The sequence below is a fragment of the Psychrobacter sp. Pi2-1 genome (assembly GCF_904846645.1).
Classification (GTDB): domain Bacteria; phylum Pseudomonadota; class Gammaproteobacteria; order Pseudomonadales; family Moraxellaceae; genus Psychrobacter.
In genome coordinates this window covers 34,323-48,740 of sequence record NZ_CAJHBO010000018.1, presented here as the reverse complement: position 1 = coordinate 48,740, position 14,418 = coordinate 34,323, and the positions used below count along the sequence as shown (strand labels likewise).

Below are 14,418 nucleotides of genomic sequence, written 5' to 3'. Positions count from 1 at the left end.
AGCTAAAATATTCGCTGTCGGTAATTGACCATTATCATCACATTTTTTTGGCATAATAGCACCTAAGGTAAATTACTGGTGTGTCGATATAATTATCTATTGAATAGGAAAACCTCTGCATTGAATGTATTAGCGCAAGATTTGACAGTTCCAGTAGAATCTAAACGTGAGCTGGCGAAAGCTAAGACTCGGCGTGCGTTATTAAAAAGTGCCTTGCGGTTGTATAGTTTGGAAGGTGCTCAGGGCATGAGCATGAATAAAGTTGCCAAAGGTGCAGGTATTGCCCAACCCAGTTTTTACAATCATTTTGAGAGCCTAGAGACGTTACAAAATGAGCTGAGCGCCCAACTAAAAGACAATTATCTATCACCGATGCGACTGGCATGGGTCAATATGCTCAAAGATTATGATGTGTTGAGTAAAGATCAGTTTAATCAGCAATGTCGACAATGTCTGATTATGATCTTTGATTCTGCATTTGAGAATATCGCACTGTTTCAACACTTGCTCGAAGATCGTCCTAGATTTAGTGACAGTATAGAAAACCAGTCATCATTGAATAACGGACTGGGCAATCTGATTACTGAAATACAAGAAGAATGGACAGAGATATTTATTCAGGGATTACAGTTATCCAATCGTACTTGCGAGCGCAGTGCTGTCAATCTATGCGTCGATATGGCGGCGGCACAAGTACATGAGTTGATATTGGGCTGTCATCAGCAGCGTTACTCAAGACAACAAGCGATTGCCACGTTGAGTATCAGCTTTGATGCACTGTTCGCCAATTTTTTGCACGGAAGCAATACTAGTCAGTAGTGATAATAAGCAAAAATTATTGTCATGAAATCTAGAACAAAAAAACACAACAGGGAGAGTGACTATGGCCACAACCACGGCTGCACCAACGTTAGGCGAAACGCAAACGCATTTTAGAACTTGTACATTGTGCGAAGCAATGTGCGGCGTCGAAATAAAACATGATGGCGAAAAAGTCTTGTCGATTAAAGGGGACAAAAACGATCCCTTTTCACAAGGCTATATTTGTCCGAAAGCCACTGCTTTGCAAGATTTGCATGAAGATCCTGACCGTTTGCGTCAGCCGGTAGAGAGAACGGCAGACGGTTGGAAATCTATTAGTTGGCCAGAAGCGTTGGATAAAGTTGCTGCAGGTATTCAATCCATACAGCAAAAGTATGGTCAAAATGCGTTGGGTGTTTATTTGGGTAATCCTAATGTACATAATATGGGCGGTATGTTGACCATCAAACAACTGCTTACCAGTTTAAAGACGCGCAGTCGTTTTTCTGCCACTTCTATCGACCAGCTGCCACATCATATTATTAGCATGCATCTGTTTGGTCATATGCTGCGTATTCCAGTTCCTGACGTCAATCACACGCAATACATGCTGATCATCGGTGGCAATCCGCTGGCTTCTAACGGCAGTATCATGACTGCGCCCAACATGCGCCAAAAGCTAAAAGATATCAAAGCGCGCGATGGCAAGGTAGTAGTGGTTGATCCAAGACGTACCGAAACTGCCGACATCGCTAGTGAGCACCACTTTATTCGTCCAGCGACGGATGTATTGCTGCTATTGGCCATGCTCAATGAAATCTATACGCAGGGTTATGCCAAGCTCGATACTAGAGTGGCAGCCTTGGCACCTGAGATCGATCGACTTGCTTTGTTTGCTGAACAATACACGCCTGAGTCAGTTGCAGACATCACGGGTATTACCGCAGCCGAAATCAAACGTATCGTCAAAGAGTTTTGTGAAGCGGAAAGCTCAGTTTGTTATGGCCGTATGGGCATCTCAGTGCAAGAGTTTGGTTTGCTCAGCCAATATCTATCTATGGTCATCAATATCGTCACGGGTCGTTTAGATGAAGTGGGCGGACTCATGTTCCCAAATCCTGCTGTCGATGTTGTGAACAGCTCAGGCCCAGGCTATTTGGGTAAACGTCACAGCCGCGTCAGTAACTTGCCAGATTTTAATGGTGAGTATCCAGTGGTTGCGATGGCAGATGAGATGTTGGTCGAAGGGGAAGGCCAGTTAAAAGGATTCGTTACGGTCGCTGGTAACCCGGTTCTGAGTACCCCAAATGGCGAAAAATTGGACGAAGCATTATCTCAGTTAGAGTTTATGGTTTCGCTTGATTATTTTGTGACTGAAACCAGTCGCCATGCCAATATTATTCTGCCACCTGTATCGCCGTTAGAGCGCGACCATTATGACATTACTTTTAATGGTTTTGCCGTGCACAATGTCGCCAAATATTCGCCTGCTTTGTTTGATAAAACTGACGATACCAAGCATGACTGGGAGATTTATTTAGGATTGGCTGACCGCTTAGACAAAGACGCGCCAGAAGCGACGCAAAAAGAACGTGCCGCGACGAAAGCCTTTGGTCCTAAGTTCTTGTTAGAGCAAGGTCTAAAGTATGGACCTCATAAAGAGGTGACATTTGAAGCACTGATCGAAAACCCACATGGTATCGATTTGGGTCCGTTGCATCGTATGTTGCCAGAGGCCATTAAACACGCCGATAAACAAATTCATCTTCATGTTGATTTTTATCAGTCAGATTTGGCACGTGTCAAAGAGATGGTACAGCAGTACAACAGTAATGAGATTTTGCTAATCGGCCGACGTCATGTACGTAGCAACAATTCATGGTTGCACAATAGCCATCGACTGGTAAAAGGTAAATCTCGCTGTACATTGATGCTGCATCCGCAAACAGCAGCGCAACATGGTATTGCAGACGGTCAAGATGTCAGAGTAACTTCTCGAGTAGGTAGCGTGGTCATTGTAGCAGAAGTGACGGATGAGCTAATGCCAGGAGTGGTCAGTATTCCGCACGGCTTTGGTCACGGTCGTAAAGGGGTGAAGCAAAAGATTGCGCAAGCGCATGCAGGTGTTAGTGTTAATGATTTGACTGATGAGACGTTGATTGATCAGTTGAGTGGTAATGCCGCCGTTAATGGTGTGCCTGTGCAACTAGAACTAGAAGCATTGGATATGGGTGTAGATGGTTTATCTACTGCTACAGAGACTGTAGCAGAAGGCGCACTAGCATAAAGTTAATCATATATTTGTAGAAATATAAAAAAGGCGTTCACGTAAAGTGAGCGCCTTTTTTTTGCAATCTGAATACATCGCTGAGCTGATCAAACGCTCATACCGATAAAATCAAAATCGACATTAGGGGTTTCGCCTTGGATTAGCAAACTAAGGGCTTTTGCAGAGCCGCAAGAGTGCGTCCATCCCAAGGTACCATGCCCTGTATTGAGCCATAAATTATCAAAAGTGGCTGAAGCGTTATGACTACCATGTTTGACTTGACCACAGTGTGCGCGTCCAATTAGGGGCACGTTCGATGGGGTCATCGGGCGCAGTCCTGTCCAATATTGCACCGAGTTTGCAATAATGCCTTTCGGAAATAATTGCTGCACACGCCGAGTGATGGCTTCACAGCGCGTAGCATTTAAGTCTAAATTATAGCCATTAAATTCAGCTGTGCCAGCAACACGTAATTTGTCACCCAGTCGTGAGGTAACCAGTTTGAATTCATCATCAATCAAACTGACAAAAGGCGCTAAGTGGGGTGCGCGCGGATTCACCGTATAGGTAGCCGAGTATCCCTTTGCCGGAAAAATAGGTACATGGACGCCCAAAGGTTTTAGCAGAGGTACGCTATAGCTGCCAAGCGCGACCACATGGCTATCAGCCGTGAAGGTCTGCGCATTTTCGCCTTTTGGACGGATGGTAATACTGTGTAAATGCGGACGCGCAGAGTCGGTATCGGTATTGAGCGCTAAAATTTCGGTATCATATAAAAACTGTACGCCAGCATCGATACAGCGCTGTGCCAATCGTTGGGTAAATAGATGCGCATTGCCAGACTCATCACGACTGGTATAAGTCGCGCCAGTGAGCTTATGCGCAATTGGGTAAAGCGCTGGCTCTAAATTGACAGCATTGTTAATATCAATCACATGGCGCTCACAACCAAGCGCTTGCATGCGTTCAGTTGGTTCGATAGCCGCATCAAACTCTGCCTGATTGGTATAAAAATGCATGATACCGCGTGTTTGCTGCTCGTAGTTGATGTCAATATCCGCGCGCAGCTGTTGTAAGGTATCTCTTGAATATAGACCTAGGCGCACCATTTGCACCAGATTGGCATCGGCTCTATCGGCGCGGCACTCTTGTAAAAATTGCATGGCCCATTTGAGCTGCGCTTTATCCGCACGCAAGCGATAGAGTAGCGGAGCATCCTCTTTAAACAGCCACTTGAGCGCTTTCATCGGGGTCGCAGGATTGGCCCAAGGCGTAGCATGCGAGACAGATATTTGACCGCCATTGGCAAATGATGTCTGCATACCTGCCGCTGGTTCGCGCTCAATCACAGTCACATCATAGCCTGCCTGACGTAGATACCATGCAGTGGTCACGCCCACCACACCTGCTCCGAGTACCGCAATATGTGTCATAGGATTCTCTATGCTCATGTTAATCATGACGGTCGCGCTGTATTAAACGACCATCACCTTTGCTGCGTCGCCTGCCTGATTCGATGTGCTTTTATTTCGGGCGTGCGACATCTACTTGTAGGACAGCTGGCAAGTCCAATATGCTCAAATCGCTTTCTGCCAAGTGTTCAGGACGAGCAACGATAAGGGCAGTAAAGCCATTGTCATTTTCTATCGCATTCACCACTTGGATTTTATCGAGTTTGTCGCCTGCTGCGGGGAGCGCGCCTGTGCCTTTGATATAATGCAAAAACGCTTTTGGCGCTGATTTAAAATAAATACGGGCGATGACTTCTTGACCCAAGTAGCAGCCTTTATCATAGTCCATACCGCCGCGCTGATGCAGGCGCAGCTCTTGCGGTTGGAACTCGCCTTGAGTCGCCGCGACAATCCAATAGTTACCAGTGGCGATACTGCACGCCATCCAATCCTGCGTGTCTTTAGCGGTATTGTGATCGTCCTTATGGCTAAAGGTTGGTTCGTCTGCTAACACACACGGATAAATCGCGATCGACTCACTGGTATCAAATTTAGAAAACGCGCCAAACTTTTTTAAATGAGCTTGTAAGCCATCTGCACAATCGCTGCTGATGACCACATCATAGTGCTTCTCGGCTTGTTTTTTGATCCAAATACCAAATTCGATCCGACCTTTTAGATTACAAATAGCGGCTGCCTGATAGCTAAGCCCAAGTTTGGTGACATCACAAGTCAATTGCCCTTGCAAGAATTTTTCGGCATCCTCACCTTGAATGGTCAACTGCGAAAACTGCGGCAATGCTGAGGGGTTTGGAGACTGAGTCATTGTTATTATCCTTCTGCTTAATAATTAAAATATATAGATGAAATCGAAGCGATAAAAGTTATAGGTGCGCTTTAATATAGACGCTGTTGTTACTGACAGAACGTGTCAGCAAAAATGTCAATAAGGTTAAGAAGAGTACCACAAAAATGGTGTCACAAAAACGTCATCAATAAGTGGGGCGCTTCAGTGTGGGTTAAGCATTAAATTGGGCGTAGTGCGCCATTTTCAACGGTACAAATTGGTTAAAAATGGCGAGTTACGGTACAATGTCCGCTCTACAATAAACCCAACGTCTGATGACTGCCGAGGATATGATGAGCTTACCAAATTGCCCGAAATGTGATGCTGAATATACGTATGAAGATGGTGCGTTACTGGTATGTCCGATGTGCGCTCACGAGTGGACGGCGGCTGAGACGAATGCGGCACAAGCGGAAGAGCAAGATGCCGTCATTCGTGATGCGGTTGGCAATGAGTTACAGGACGGCGATGCGGTCACTGTGATCAAAGATTTAAAGGTCAAAGGCTCTTCACTTGTCATTAAAGTTGGAACTAAAGCGAAAAGTATTCGCCTATTGCCAGACGCAACCGATGGTCACGATATTGATTGTAAACTTGACGGCTATGGCCCAATGAAGCTCAAATCTTCTGTCGTCAAAAAAGCGTAAATTGTGAAAATGTCTTGAAAGATTCGATAATAAACAAATATAAGACTGACGACATTTAGAAAATACAGAACTGACACAATATAAAACCTATATATAGAGAATAGCTATGAGTACTAAAAACGAACAGCTTTTTGCGCAAGCCCGCAAACATATTCCAGGCGGCGTTAATTCACCCGTCCGCGCCTTTTCAGGGGTCGGCGGTACGCCAATTTTTATGCACCGCGCCAATGGTAGCAAGATTTATGACACCGAAGACAATGCCTATATTGATTATGTGGGTTCTTGGGGCCCAATGATTTTGGGTCACGCGCATCCAAAAGTCATCGACGCTGTCAAACAAGCCGCCGATGATGGCTTAAGCTTTGGAACACCAACGCCGTTTGAAACCACGGTCGCTGATAAAATCTGTGAGCTCGTGCCGAGCGTTGAGATGATTCGCATGACCAGCTCGGGGACTGAGGCGACCATGAGTGCGATTCGTTTGGCACGCGGTTATACTCAGCGTGACAAAATCGTCAAGTTCGAAGGCTGCTATCATGGGCATTCAGACAGTCTGCTTGTCAAAGCAGGCTCAGGTATGCTCGATATCGGTGAGCCAACGTCTAAAGGCGTACCAGCCGATTTTGCGAAGCACACAATCACGATTCCTTATAATGATCCACAAGCGATCAAAGACTGCTTTGAAAAATGGGGCGACGAGATTGCTTGTGTGATTTTAGAGCCGATCGCTGGCAACATGAATATGGTAATCCCAACACAAGAGTTTCATGATACGTTGCGTGCCCAGTGTACGGACAATGGCGCAGTATTGATTTTTGATGAAGTGATGACAGGATTCCGCGTGGGTCTGGGCGGTGCGCAGGCACACTTCGGTATCACGCCTGATTTGACCTGTTTTGGTAAAATCATCGGTGCAGGTCTACCAGTTGGTGCGTTTGGCGGTAAAGAAGAAATCATGTCGTGCATCGCACCGCTTGGTGGCGTTTATCAAGCTGGTACGTTATCAGGCAACCCGCTCGCCATGCGTGCTGGTATTGCGATGTTTGAAGACTTAACAGCAGAAGGTTTTTACGAAGACTTAGCTGCCAAAGTCGATCATCTGGTCGATGGCTTCCAAGCGGCGGCGGATAAGCATGGCATCAATCTGCGCACCAATAAATTGGGCGGTATGTTTGGTATGTTCTTTGTCAAAGACGCTGATACCAAAACCCCAAGTAACTTTGATGATGTGACAGAGTGCGACATGGAGGTGTTCAATACCTTCTTCCATGGTATGCTCGATCGCGGTATCTACTTGGCGCCGTCTGCGTATGAAGCGGGCTTTATGTCCATCAAGCACAGCAATGAAGATATCGAGGCGTCAATTAGCGCTGCTGATGAGATATTTGCAGAGATGGCAAATGCATAGTTTAGCCATGTAAGTTATTAGCTAACTAAAAAGTTAAAGCTTAAAAAACCAGCGAGATCATCCTGTGATCTTTGCTGGTTTTTTTTGTTTATCGATATCTTATTTATAATCGTATTGGGAAGAATACAAAGTGTGTCATTTAATTTATATGGCGACTACACTTTATCGTGCTTTATCAAACTTGCGATCTCTCAAGCTCAGATTGCCTCGTAGCACATCGCTATACATACGAAAATCGCTGACAAAGCTTTTTAACGGAAACTTAAAAGAAGCGGGTTTGTTCTTTTCAAAGAAAAAGTGTCCAACCCATGCGCAGGCATATCCAGCGGCAATGCCCTTTACCAAAGGTTTGGCTGAGCCAGTTTTGACAGACTTTGCCAGTCCTAATAAGCCAAAGCTACTACCTGCGAAATGTAGGCGGCGACAGGCCATGTTTTGATGCTCATCTAAGTAAAAATCATAAAATGCCTGTTTAGGTGAATTTTCAGTTTTTACCATGTCTTTTTTAGCGCTACTGATAGGGGTCTCAGTATTTTGGGTTGCGTCTTTTGTCGTGATCTGATTCATATGACTAGCTTCCTTGCTGGTGGGTTTGATAACTACTAATTGCAAATGATTTTTAACCGATTAGCTGGTGGCTTTCGAAGTAAATTATACGGATAAAAGAGCTGTAAATAACGGTTTTTTATCATGATATTGATAGCTTTCAATGTAGCAAACCGATATGTGTAACACAAGCGCTAGATGCTGAGCCGATACCTGTCAGCTGATAGGGTGGTCTTCGATGTCCCCGCTACAGTTTTGCATCGCTTGCGAGTGTTTGGCATAAATGCTTTAATGATAAAATTGCCCTGATTTTTGTGGTTACTACTTTTTTCTATACATGTGATTTTATAACTATATAGCACGTGATTTTGGTAAACTATCCACTCTCTCTAACACGGTGACGACTTGTCCTATGCCTATTGACTACCTTACGAATCCGCCAATTGGCGATGATGAAATGATGGCAGCCATCGATATTGGTTCCAACAGTTTCCATTTAGCTATTGCTCGTCTTGACCATGGGGAAGTGCGAAAAGTAGTCTCGATGTCTGAAAAGGTACAGCTCGCCGCCGGTTTGGACGAAAATAATATTCTAAGCGCAGCCGCTGAGCAGCGCGGTCTTGATTGTTTAAGCCGCTTTGTGGCGCGCTTGGATTCAGTACCGCCAGAGCGGATTCGTGTGGTCGCGACCAATGCGTTGCGTCAAGCCAAAAACGCCAACGACTTTATTTCCCGTGCCAATAAAATCCTGCCAAAACCGATTGAGATTATCGCGGGCCGCGAAGAGGCGCGATTGATTTATTTGGGTGTCTCGCATACCAATGAGAGTAGTGATAAACGCTTGGTTATGGATATTGGTGGCGGTTCGACAGAGTTTATTATTGGTCAAAATTTCGATCCATTATTGACTGAAAGCTTACAAATGGGCTGCGTTTCTTTTACCCAAAAATTCTTCGCTGATGGTCTGATTACCAAAGAAGCTTTTAATAGTGCAATTTCAGGTGCACGTAAAGAAGTCTTAGCGATTAACGGTCGTTATCAAAAGACAGGCTGGAGTAGCGTGGTTGGCTCAAGCGGTACAATCAAAGCGGTGCGTAATGTCCTAGTATCAAAAGGTTGGGCCGATGAGCAAGAACGCATTACCTATAAAGGTGTAAAAAAATTAGAGAAATTGCTGATCAAAATTGGCAATATCGATGATATCGAGTTAGAAGGCGTCAAAGAACATCGTAAGGCCGTATTTCCTGCTGGTGTGGCAGTGCTGCGCGCGGTAATGAAAGTGCTGGGCGTTGAGACCATTACCTACTCAGATGGTGCGTTACGTGAAGGCGTTATGTACGATATGCTTGGTCGTTTTGCTAGTGAAGATGTGCGTGACCGCAGTGTATTAGCCTTAATCAAGCGTTACTCAGGGGACAAAAAGCAAGCCAAGCAAGTGGTCAAGACCAGTCGCCATTTATTCGAACAAGTAAAAGACAAGCTTGCGCTGTCCAATGATGATTGCGACTTGCTCAGACGTGCTGCATTCTTGCATGAGATAGGGCTGGCAATCAGTCATAGTAGTTATCACAAGCACAGCGCATATTTACTTGAATACTCTGATATTCCAGGGTTTTCGCAAGTTGATCAAAAACGCATGGCGCAGTTGATGCTTAATCATCGCCGCAAACTCAAAGCCGATATGCTAGAGCAGACTTGTCAGATTGGTGGTGACCAGCTAGTGTATCTCTGCTTACTGTTACGCCTTGCCGTACTAGCGCATCATAGCCGCAGTGATTATGCGCTACCAGAGTTAGAACTAAAGGTAGTCGCTGAAAACAGCTGGCAAATCACTTTAGCGGATAGCAGTGAGCATTATGCTTTCTTGCTGGCAGATTTGCGTACTGAGATTGACCAGTTTGCTAAGTGGGGCGTACAGCTTAGTGTGATTGAAGCTCAAGAGGCCGAGACTCCAGAGGTTGAGCAGTTACCATTGTAAGTATTGAGTTAAAGATTAACGTAACAAAAGCGGCGTTGTCGATAATGTCATGCTATTTAAGATGTGCTACTATAGCTCCTATTGAGTTTACAACTGTACTTTCATTATCTGAATACGGATAACGATATTATTCTTAAACATAAATACATTAAGTATAATTATTAAAGGGAAGCGTCTATGAGCACTGTCTGGGATAGTGTGCAGCTTGCACGACACGCCAAGCGTCCATTATTTATGGACTATGTTAATCAGCTTTTTACCGAATTTGACGAGTTGCATGGCGACCGTGCTTTTGCCGATGACAAAGCCATTTTGGGTGGTCTTGCACGTTTTGATGGTCAGCCTGTGATGGTAATTGGTCAGCATCGTGGTCGTAGCACTCGTGAGCGTATTGCTCATAACTTTGGTATGGCCAATCCTGAAGGCTATCGCAAAGTGATTCGTTTGGTCAAAATGGCTGAGCGCTTTAACATTCCTGTGATGACCTTTGTCGATACCCAAGGCGCATATCCTGGTATCGGTGCAGAAGAGCGCGGACAAGCACAAGCGATTGCAGAAAGCATCGCTGTGTTCTCTAGTCTGAAAGTGCCTGTGATTGTGACTATCATTGGTGAAGGTGGCTCAGGCGGAGCATTAGCGATTGGTGTTGGTGATAAAGTAAATATGCTACAAAATAGCATTTACTCAGTCATCTCGCCAGAAGGTTGTGCTTCTATTCTTTGGAAAACTGCTGAAAAAGCACAAGACGCTAGTGAGGCACTAAAATTAAACGCCATTAACCTTTATCAAATGGGTTTGATTGACGCTGTCATCGAAGAAGGCGAGGGCGCACATGTGCAGCCACAACCTGTAATGAATGCACTAAAAGCACTGATTACTGAGCAGCTTGATGAAATCAAAGATTTAGATCCTCAAGAGCGTTGTGAGCTACGTTATGAAAAGCTAAAGTCTTTCAATTCAGAAGTGATGTTGCCTGCCTAGTTGGCTAATACTGTACCAACCTAATATTAAACATCACAAATGCGTGGCTTTTAATATTAGAGTCTGAGTCTTAGTGCTAAAATAAAAACGTGTCATTTAATGGCGCGTTTTTTTTGGCTGTTACTATTACTGTTGCTATGTACAGCACCTAACATAAAGCACCTAACGTAACTAAAAATAAGGCTGAATATGACCAGCAGTGCAATTATCTCACATCCTATTAAATCAATTGCCGATTTGCCAGTTGATAAGACACTAGCAACCGCATTAGTGAGCAGTATGTCTGAGTATAGTGATCAGTTGCATGGTCGTCGTCTTTGGCTGGCATGTAGTGGTGGGCGTGATTCATTGGCACTTGCGGCGCTGTGTGTGCAGCTCTATCGACAAGGTAGATTGCCATGTCTGCCGCAGCTGTTACATGTCGATCATGGATTACAAGCAGACAGTAGCGCTTGGGCAGCCCATGTCGCTGATTGGGCAGAGGCTCAAAAAATACCGTGTTATATATTACGTGCGCAAGTAAACGGTCATGATGAACAGGCAGCACGGCAAGCTCGCTATGAGGTAATGCGCGCACATATCAATCAAGGTGATGTTTTGCTATTGGGCCATCATGCTGACGACCAAGCTGAAACCGTATTGATGCGATTAATTCAAGGTGCTGGAGTCAATGGTCTGTCTGGTATGCAGCCGTGGCGTGTGCGAAGACAAGGCGGGCAGCGCAATGTCCTGTGGCGACCTTGGCTCACGATACGACGAGCCAATATTAGCGCCTATGCTAAGCGTTTAGAGTTGCCTTATATAAATGATCCTACTAATGACAGCGGCGACAACGTACGTAGTGGCCTACGCCGCGATATCATGCCAATACTGGCTACATACAATCCCAATGTCATTGATAATATTGCTCGTAGTGCGCAGCTATTAAGTGATGCACAGGAAACAGTCAATGCTCAAGCTATGCAGGATATGCAGCAGACAGAAAATACAGACCTGCAATTTTCACCCGCACAGCGTGTATTAAATATTGATGCGTTGCAAAAGCTACCCATGTATCGTCAGCGGCAATTATTGCACTATTGGCTCGGTCAAGATGAGCCGCTACCGCCTGCTAAGCAACTCGTCGATGATGTGTTAACTCTAAGCCAACGTGATGACCAAGATCATCAAACAGAACTGTTTTGGCAAGGTCGTAAAGCATCTTATACCATTCGCCGCTATCGTCAGCAGCTCTATCGTATGAGCAGCGAGTGGCTGTCTTGGCTGAAGCTACCACTGACCGAGCAGGTGCTACCATTATCTAGACTGAGTTTGTCTAAGAATAATTCAGCTGATAGTAGCTTCGAATTAGTCACCTTGTGCAGCAGTAATGACTGCATTTGGCAATTACGAGTGATGGGAGACGCGCTGTTACGATTACTAGAAAATAGTACGGACTGTGTAGTACAACAGATAGTGTTAAAAGTAGCACCGTTAGACCGTATGCAACGGTTAAAGACCGAGATGGCTGCGCGCCCACAAGCAGGCAAAAAACTGTATCAAACGCTTGGGATTCCAATATGGCTGCGAGACAGCTTAATGGTAGTTAGCATCACCTTTATAAAAAAATCTGAAAATGGAAGCGACATACAAACTGATATTCCTCTATTACTAACATTGCCATTTGAGAGTTGGCTTTTGAGTTCTGAGCAGATGGATAGCGATGCTAAAAGCAATCAATTGGCTGAGTACATTGCAAGTGAGCTTAGTCTAAAATAGAAAGCGTCAAAAGTTTAATATCCGTTGGTTGACTCATTGATTTTTATCAGGTTGATGTCAGGCGCGACATTTTGAATTTATCAAACGGTGGTAGTGGCAGTATGATAAACTGAGTGTCGTTTTATATATCAGTATGTTAAGTTGAATACCTTTGAATTTTGTGACTAGGAGACAAGTATGTCGATATTAGATAATAAAAAAATCAGTTTTATTGGTGGCGGAAACATGGCACAAGCGCTCATTAGCGGGCTTGTGGGTTGCGGCATCAAACCAAATCTAATCACGGTCGCCGATCCTAGCAGCGATGCACGTGAGCAATTAGCCGCCAAAGGCCTAAATACTGTTGATCCAATGGCTGATCCAAAGTCTGCTGTGATCGGTGCGGATATCGTGGTGCTCGCCGTAAAACCCCAAATGATGAAGGTGGTCGTTGGTGCTTTTGCTGATGTACTAGACAATCAATTGGTCATTTCAGTAGCGGCAGGTTTGTCGACTGATCTTTTATCAAACATGTTGGGCGGCTATAGCAATATTGTCCGTGCAATGCCAAACACGCCTTCTATGATTCAGATGGGTGCGACTGGCCTCTACGGTACAGACAGTATCTCAGCAGAACAGAAGCAGCTAGCAACAGCCGTTATGGAAGCCTCAGGTTTGGTTATGTGGGTCGATGACGAAGAGCATATGCATGCCGTTACAGCCGTATCAGGTTCAGCGCCAGCGTATATGTTTTACTTCATCGAATCGATGGTCGATGGGGCAGTTGCATTAGGGCTGGATAAAGAACAAGCCTCAGCGCTTGCTATGCAAACCATGTTAGGTGCTGCAAAAATGGCGATGAATAGTGATGATGCACCAGCTGAACTGCGCCGTAAAGTGACTTCGCCGAACGGTACTACTCAGGCAGCGGTCGAGTCAATGCAAGCCAATGAGATTGGTCGTCAAATCAGCGAGGCCATGCAAGCTTGCTATGCTCGTAGCCAAGCGTTAAGTGAAGAGATGAGTAAGTAAACACTAACAAGGTGTGCTGTGAGTGATAACTGACGACACACCTTATGTAATCATCAGCATCTGATAATGACATTTGTCATCCTAGAATCTGTTAATAATGTCACATTGAGTAGCACTTCATGAACAACATGTTATTTCAAATTTTTGATTTGGTCACCACATTCGCTATGATGCTGGTGTTTATTCGTTTTATGTTGCAGTTTGCAGGGATGGATGCGAGCAATCCGATGATTGCACCTGCTTATAAAGCAACGCATATCGTCGATGTGTTTGGGCGTATTTTCCCGACTGTCGCGCAGGGTCGTATTAGTATTGCCGCTATCGTACTAATGTTTTTGATTCGTCTAATCGACATCTCTGGAAAGGCCGCATTGACGCATAAAGGTATTGCCCCTGTACCGCTATTCTTTACAGGTACGACTAGCTTACTGTTAGACTTTTTACGCATGTGTCGCTATTTAGTGATTGGTTCTATTATCGTTAGCTGGATTGTGGTGTTTACCAGATCTGAGCATCCGATTATTGGCATTATTATCAATTTGGCTGAGCCTATTTTGGCCCCGTTTCGTCGTATCACGCCGAATTTAGGTATGCTCGACTTATCGCCAATGGTGGCTTTCTTAGCATTTTATTTGTTGGAGATATTTATCGGTGGCTTGGCTGCGAGTGTGTTGCCAACCTTGGGTTAATCCTAATAGAATTAAGTCTGAAAACTGTCATG

Annotated in this window: 12 protein-coding genes; 9 read left to right on the top strand and 3 right to left on the bottom strand. The window is 44.8% G+C overall.

The window, feature by feature from the left end; genetic code table 11:
• The first annotated feature begins 120 nt into the window (after positions 1–120).
• Both JMX91_RS10435 and JMX91_RS10430 read left to right on the top strand, forming a co-directional pair.
• Positions 121–819 carry a TetR/AcrR family transcriptional regulator gene (locus JMX91_RS10435; RefSeq protein WP_201549009.1) on the top strand — a complete coding sequence of 233 codons (699 nt, stop codon included), beginning with the start codon at positions 121–123 and terminating at the stop codon, positions 817–819.
• Positions 820–883: 64 nt separating this feature from the next.
• A complete protein-coding gene (locus tag JMX91_RS10430; protein WP_201549007.1) occupies positions 884–3,088 on the top strand; it encodes a molybdopterin oxidoreductase family protein in 2,205 nt (734 codons plus the stop codon).
• An 89-nt stretch (positions 3,089–3,177) separates the two neighbouring features.
• Here the strand turns inward: JMX91_RS10430 and JMX91_RS10425 are convergent, their stop codons facing one another.
• Positions 3,178–4,503 carry a D-amino acid dehydrogenase gene (locus tag JMX91_RS10425; RefSeq protein ID WP_201549005.1) on the bottom strand — a complete coding sequence of 442 codons (1,326 nt, stop codon included), beginning with the start codon at positions 4,501–4,503 and terminating at the stop codon, positions 3,178–3,180.
• A gap of 91 nt (positions 4,504–4,594) precedes the next feature.
• Positions 4,595–5,347 carry a YgfZ/GcvT domain-containing protein gene (locus JMX91_RS10420; RefSeq protein WP_201549003.1) on the bottom strand — a complete coding sequence of 251 codons (753 nt, stop codon included), beginning with the start codon at positions 5,345–5,347 and terminating at the stop codon, positions 4,595–4,597.
• Positions 5,348–5,661: 314 nt separating this feature from the next.
• Here JMX91_RS10420 and JMX91_RS10415 point away from each other — a divergent pair, with 314 nt between their 5' ends.
• Both JMX91_RS10415 and hemL read left to right on the top strand, forming a co-directional pair.
• On the top strand, positions 5,662–6,015 hold the full coding sequence (locus JMX91_RS10415; RefSeq protein WP_275950121.1) for a zinc ribbon domain-containing protein YjdM: 354 nt from the start codon (positions 5,662–5,664) through the stop codon (positions 6,013–6,015).
• Positions 6,016–6,121: 106 nt separating this feature from the next.
• Positions 6,122–7,423, top strand: a complete 1,302-nt coding sequence (gene hemL, locus JMX91_RS10410; RefSeq protein WP_201549000.1) for a glutamate-1-semialdehyde 2,1-aminomutase — start codon at positions 6,122–6,124, stop codon at positions 7,421–7,423.
• Positions 7,424–7,585: 162 nt separating this feature from the next.
• Here hemL and JMX91_RS10405 read toward each other — a convergent pair whose 3' ends face one another.
• Positions 7,586–7,921, bottom strand: a complete 336-nt coding sequence (locus JMX91_RS10405; RefSeq protein ID WP_227679381.1) for a DUF962 domain-containing protein — start codon at positions 7,919–7,921, stop codon at positions 7,586–7,588.
• 460 nt (positions 7,922–8,381) lie between these two features.
• Between JMX91_RS10405 and ppx the strand changes: the two genes are divergently transcribed.
• The 5 genes from ppx to JMX91_RS10380 all read left to right on the top strand — a co-directional run bounded on the left by ppx (position 8,382) and on the right by JMX91_RS10380 (position 14,386).
• The gene (gene ppx, locus JMX91_RS10400) at positions 8,382–9,947 is read left to right on the top strand and encodes an exopolyphosphatase (RefSeq protein WP_201548998.1); all 1,566 of its coding nucleotides are present in this window, start codon (positions 8,382–8,384) and stop codon (positions 9,945–9,947) included.
• Positions 9,948–10,124: 177 nt separating this feature from the next.
• The gene (locus JMX91_RS10395; protein ID WP_102078709.1) at positions 10,125–10,928 is read left to right on the top strand and encodes an acetyl-CoA carboxylase carboxyltransferase subunit alpha; all 804 of its coding nucleotides are present in this window, start codon (positions 10,125–10,127) and stop codon (positions 10,926–10,928) included.
• A 189-nt stretch (positions 10,929–11,117) separates the two neighbouring features.
• Entirely contained in the window at positions 11,118–12,686 is a 1,569-nt protein-coding gene (gene tilS, locus JMX91_RS10390; protein ID WP_201548997.1) for a tRNA lysidine(34) synthetase TilS, read from the top strand.
• 177 nt (positions 12,687–12,863) lie between these two features.
• Entirely contained in the window at positions 12,864–13,697 is an 834-nt protein-coding gene (gene proC, locus JMX91_RS10385; RefSeq protein WP_201548996.1) for a pyrroline-5-carboxylate reductase, read from the top strand.
• A 128-nt stretch (positions 13,698–13,825) separates the two neighbouring features.
• Positions 13,826–14,386, top strand: coding sequence for a YggT family protein (locus tag JMX91_RS10380; RefSeq protein ID WP_224737825.1), 561 nt, complete (start codon positions 13,826–13,828; stop codon positions 14,384–14,386).
• The last annotated feature ends 32 nt before the right edge of the window (positions 14,387–14,418 follow it).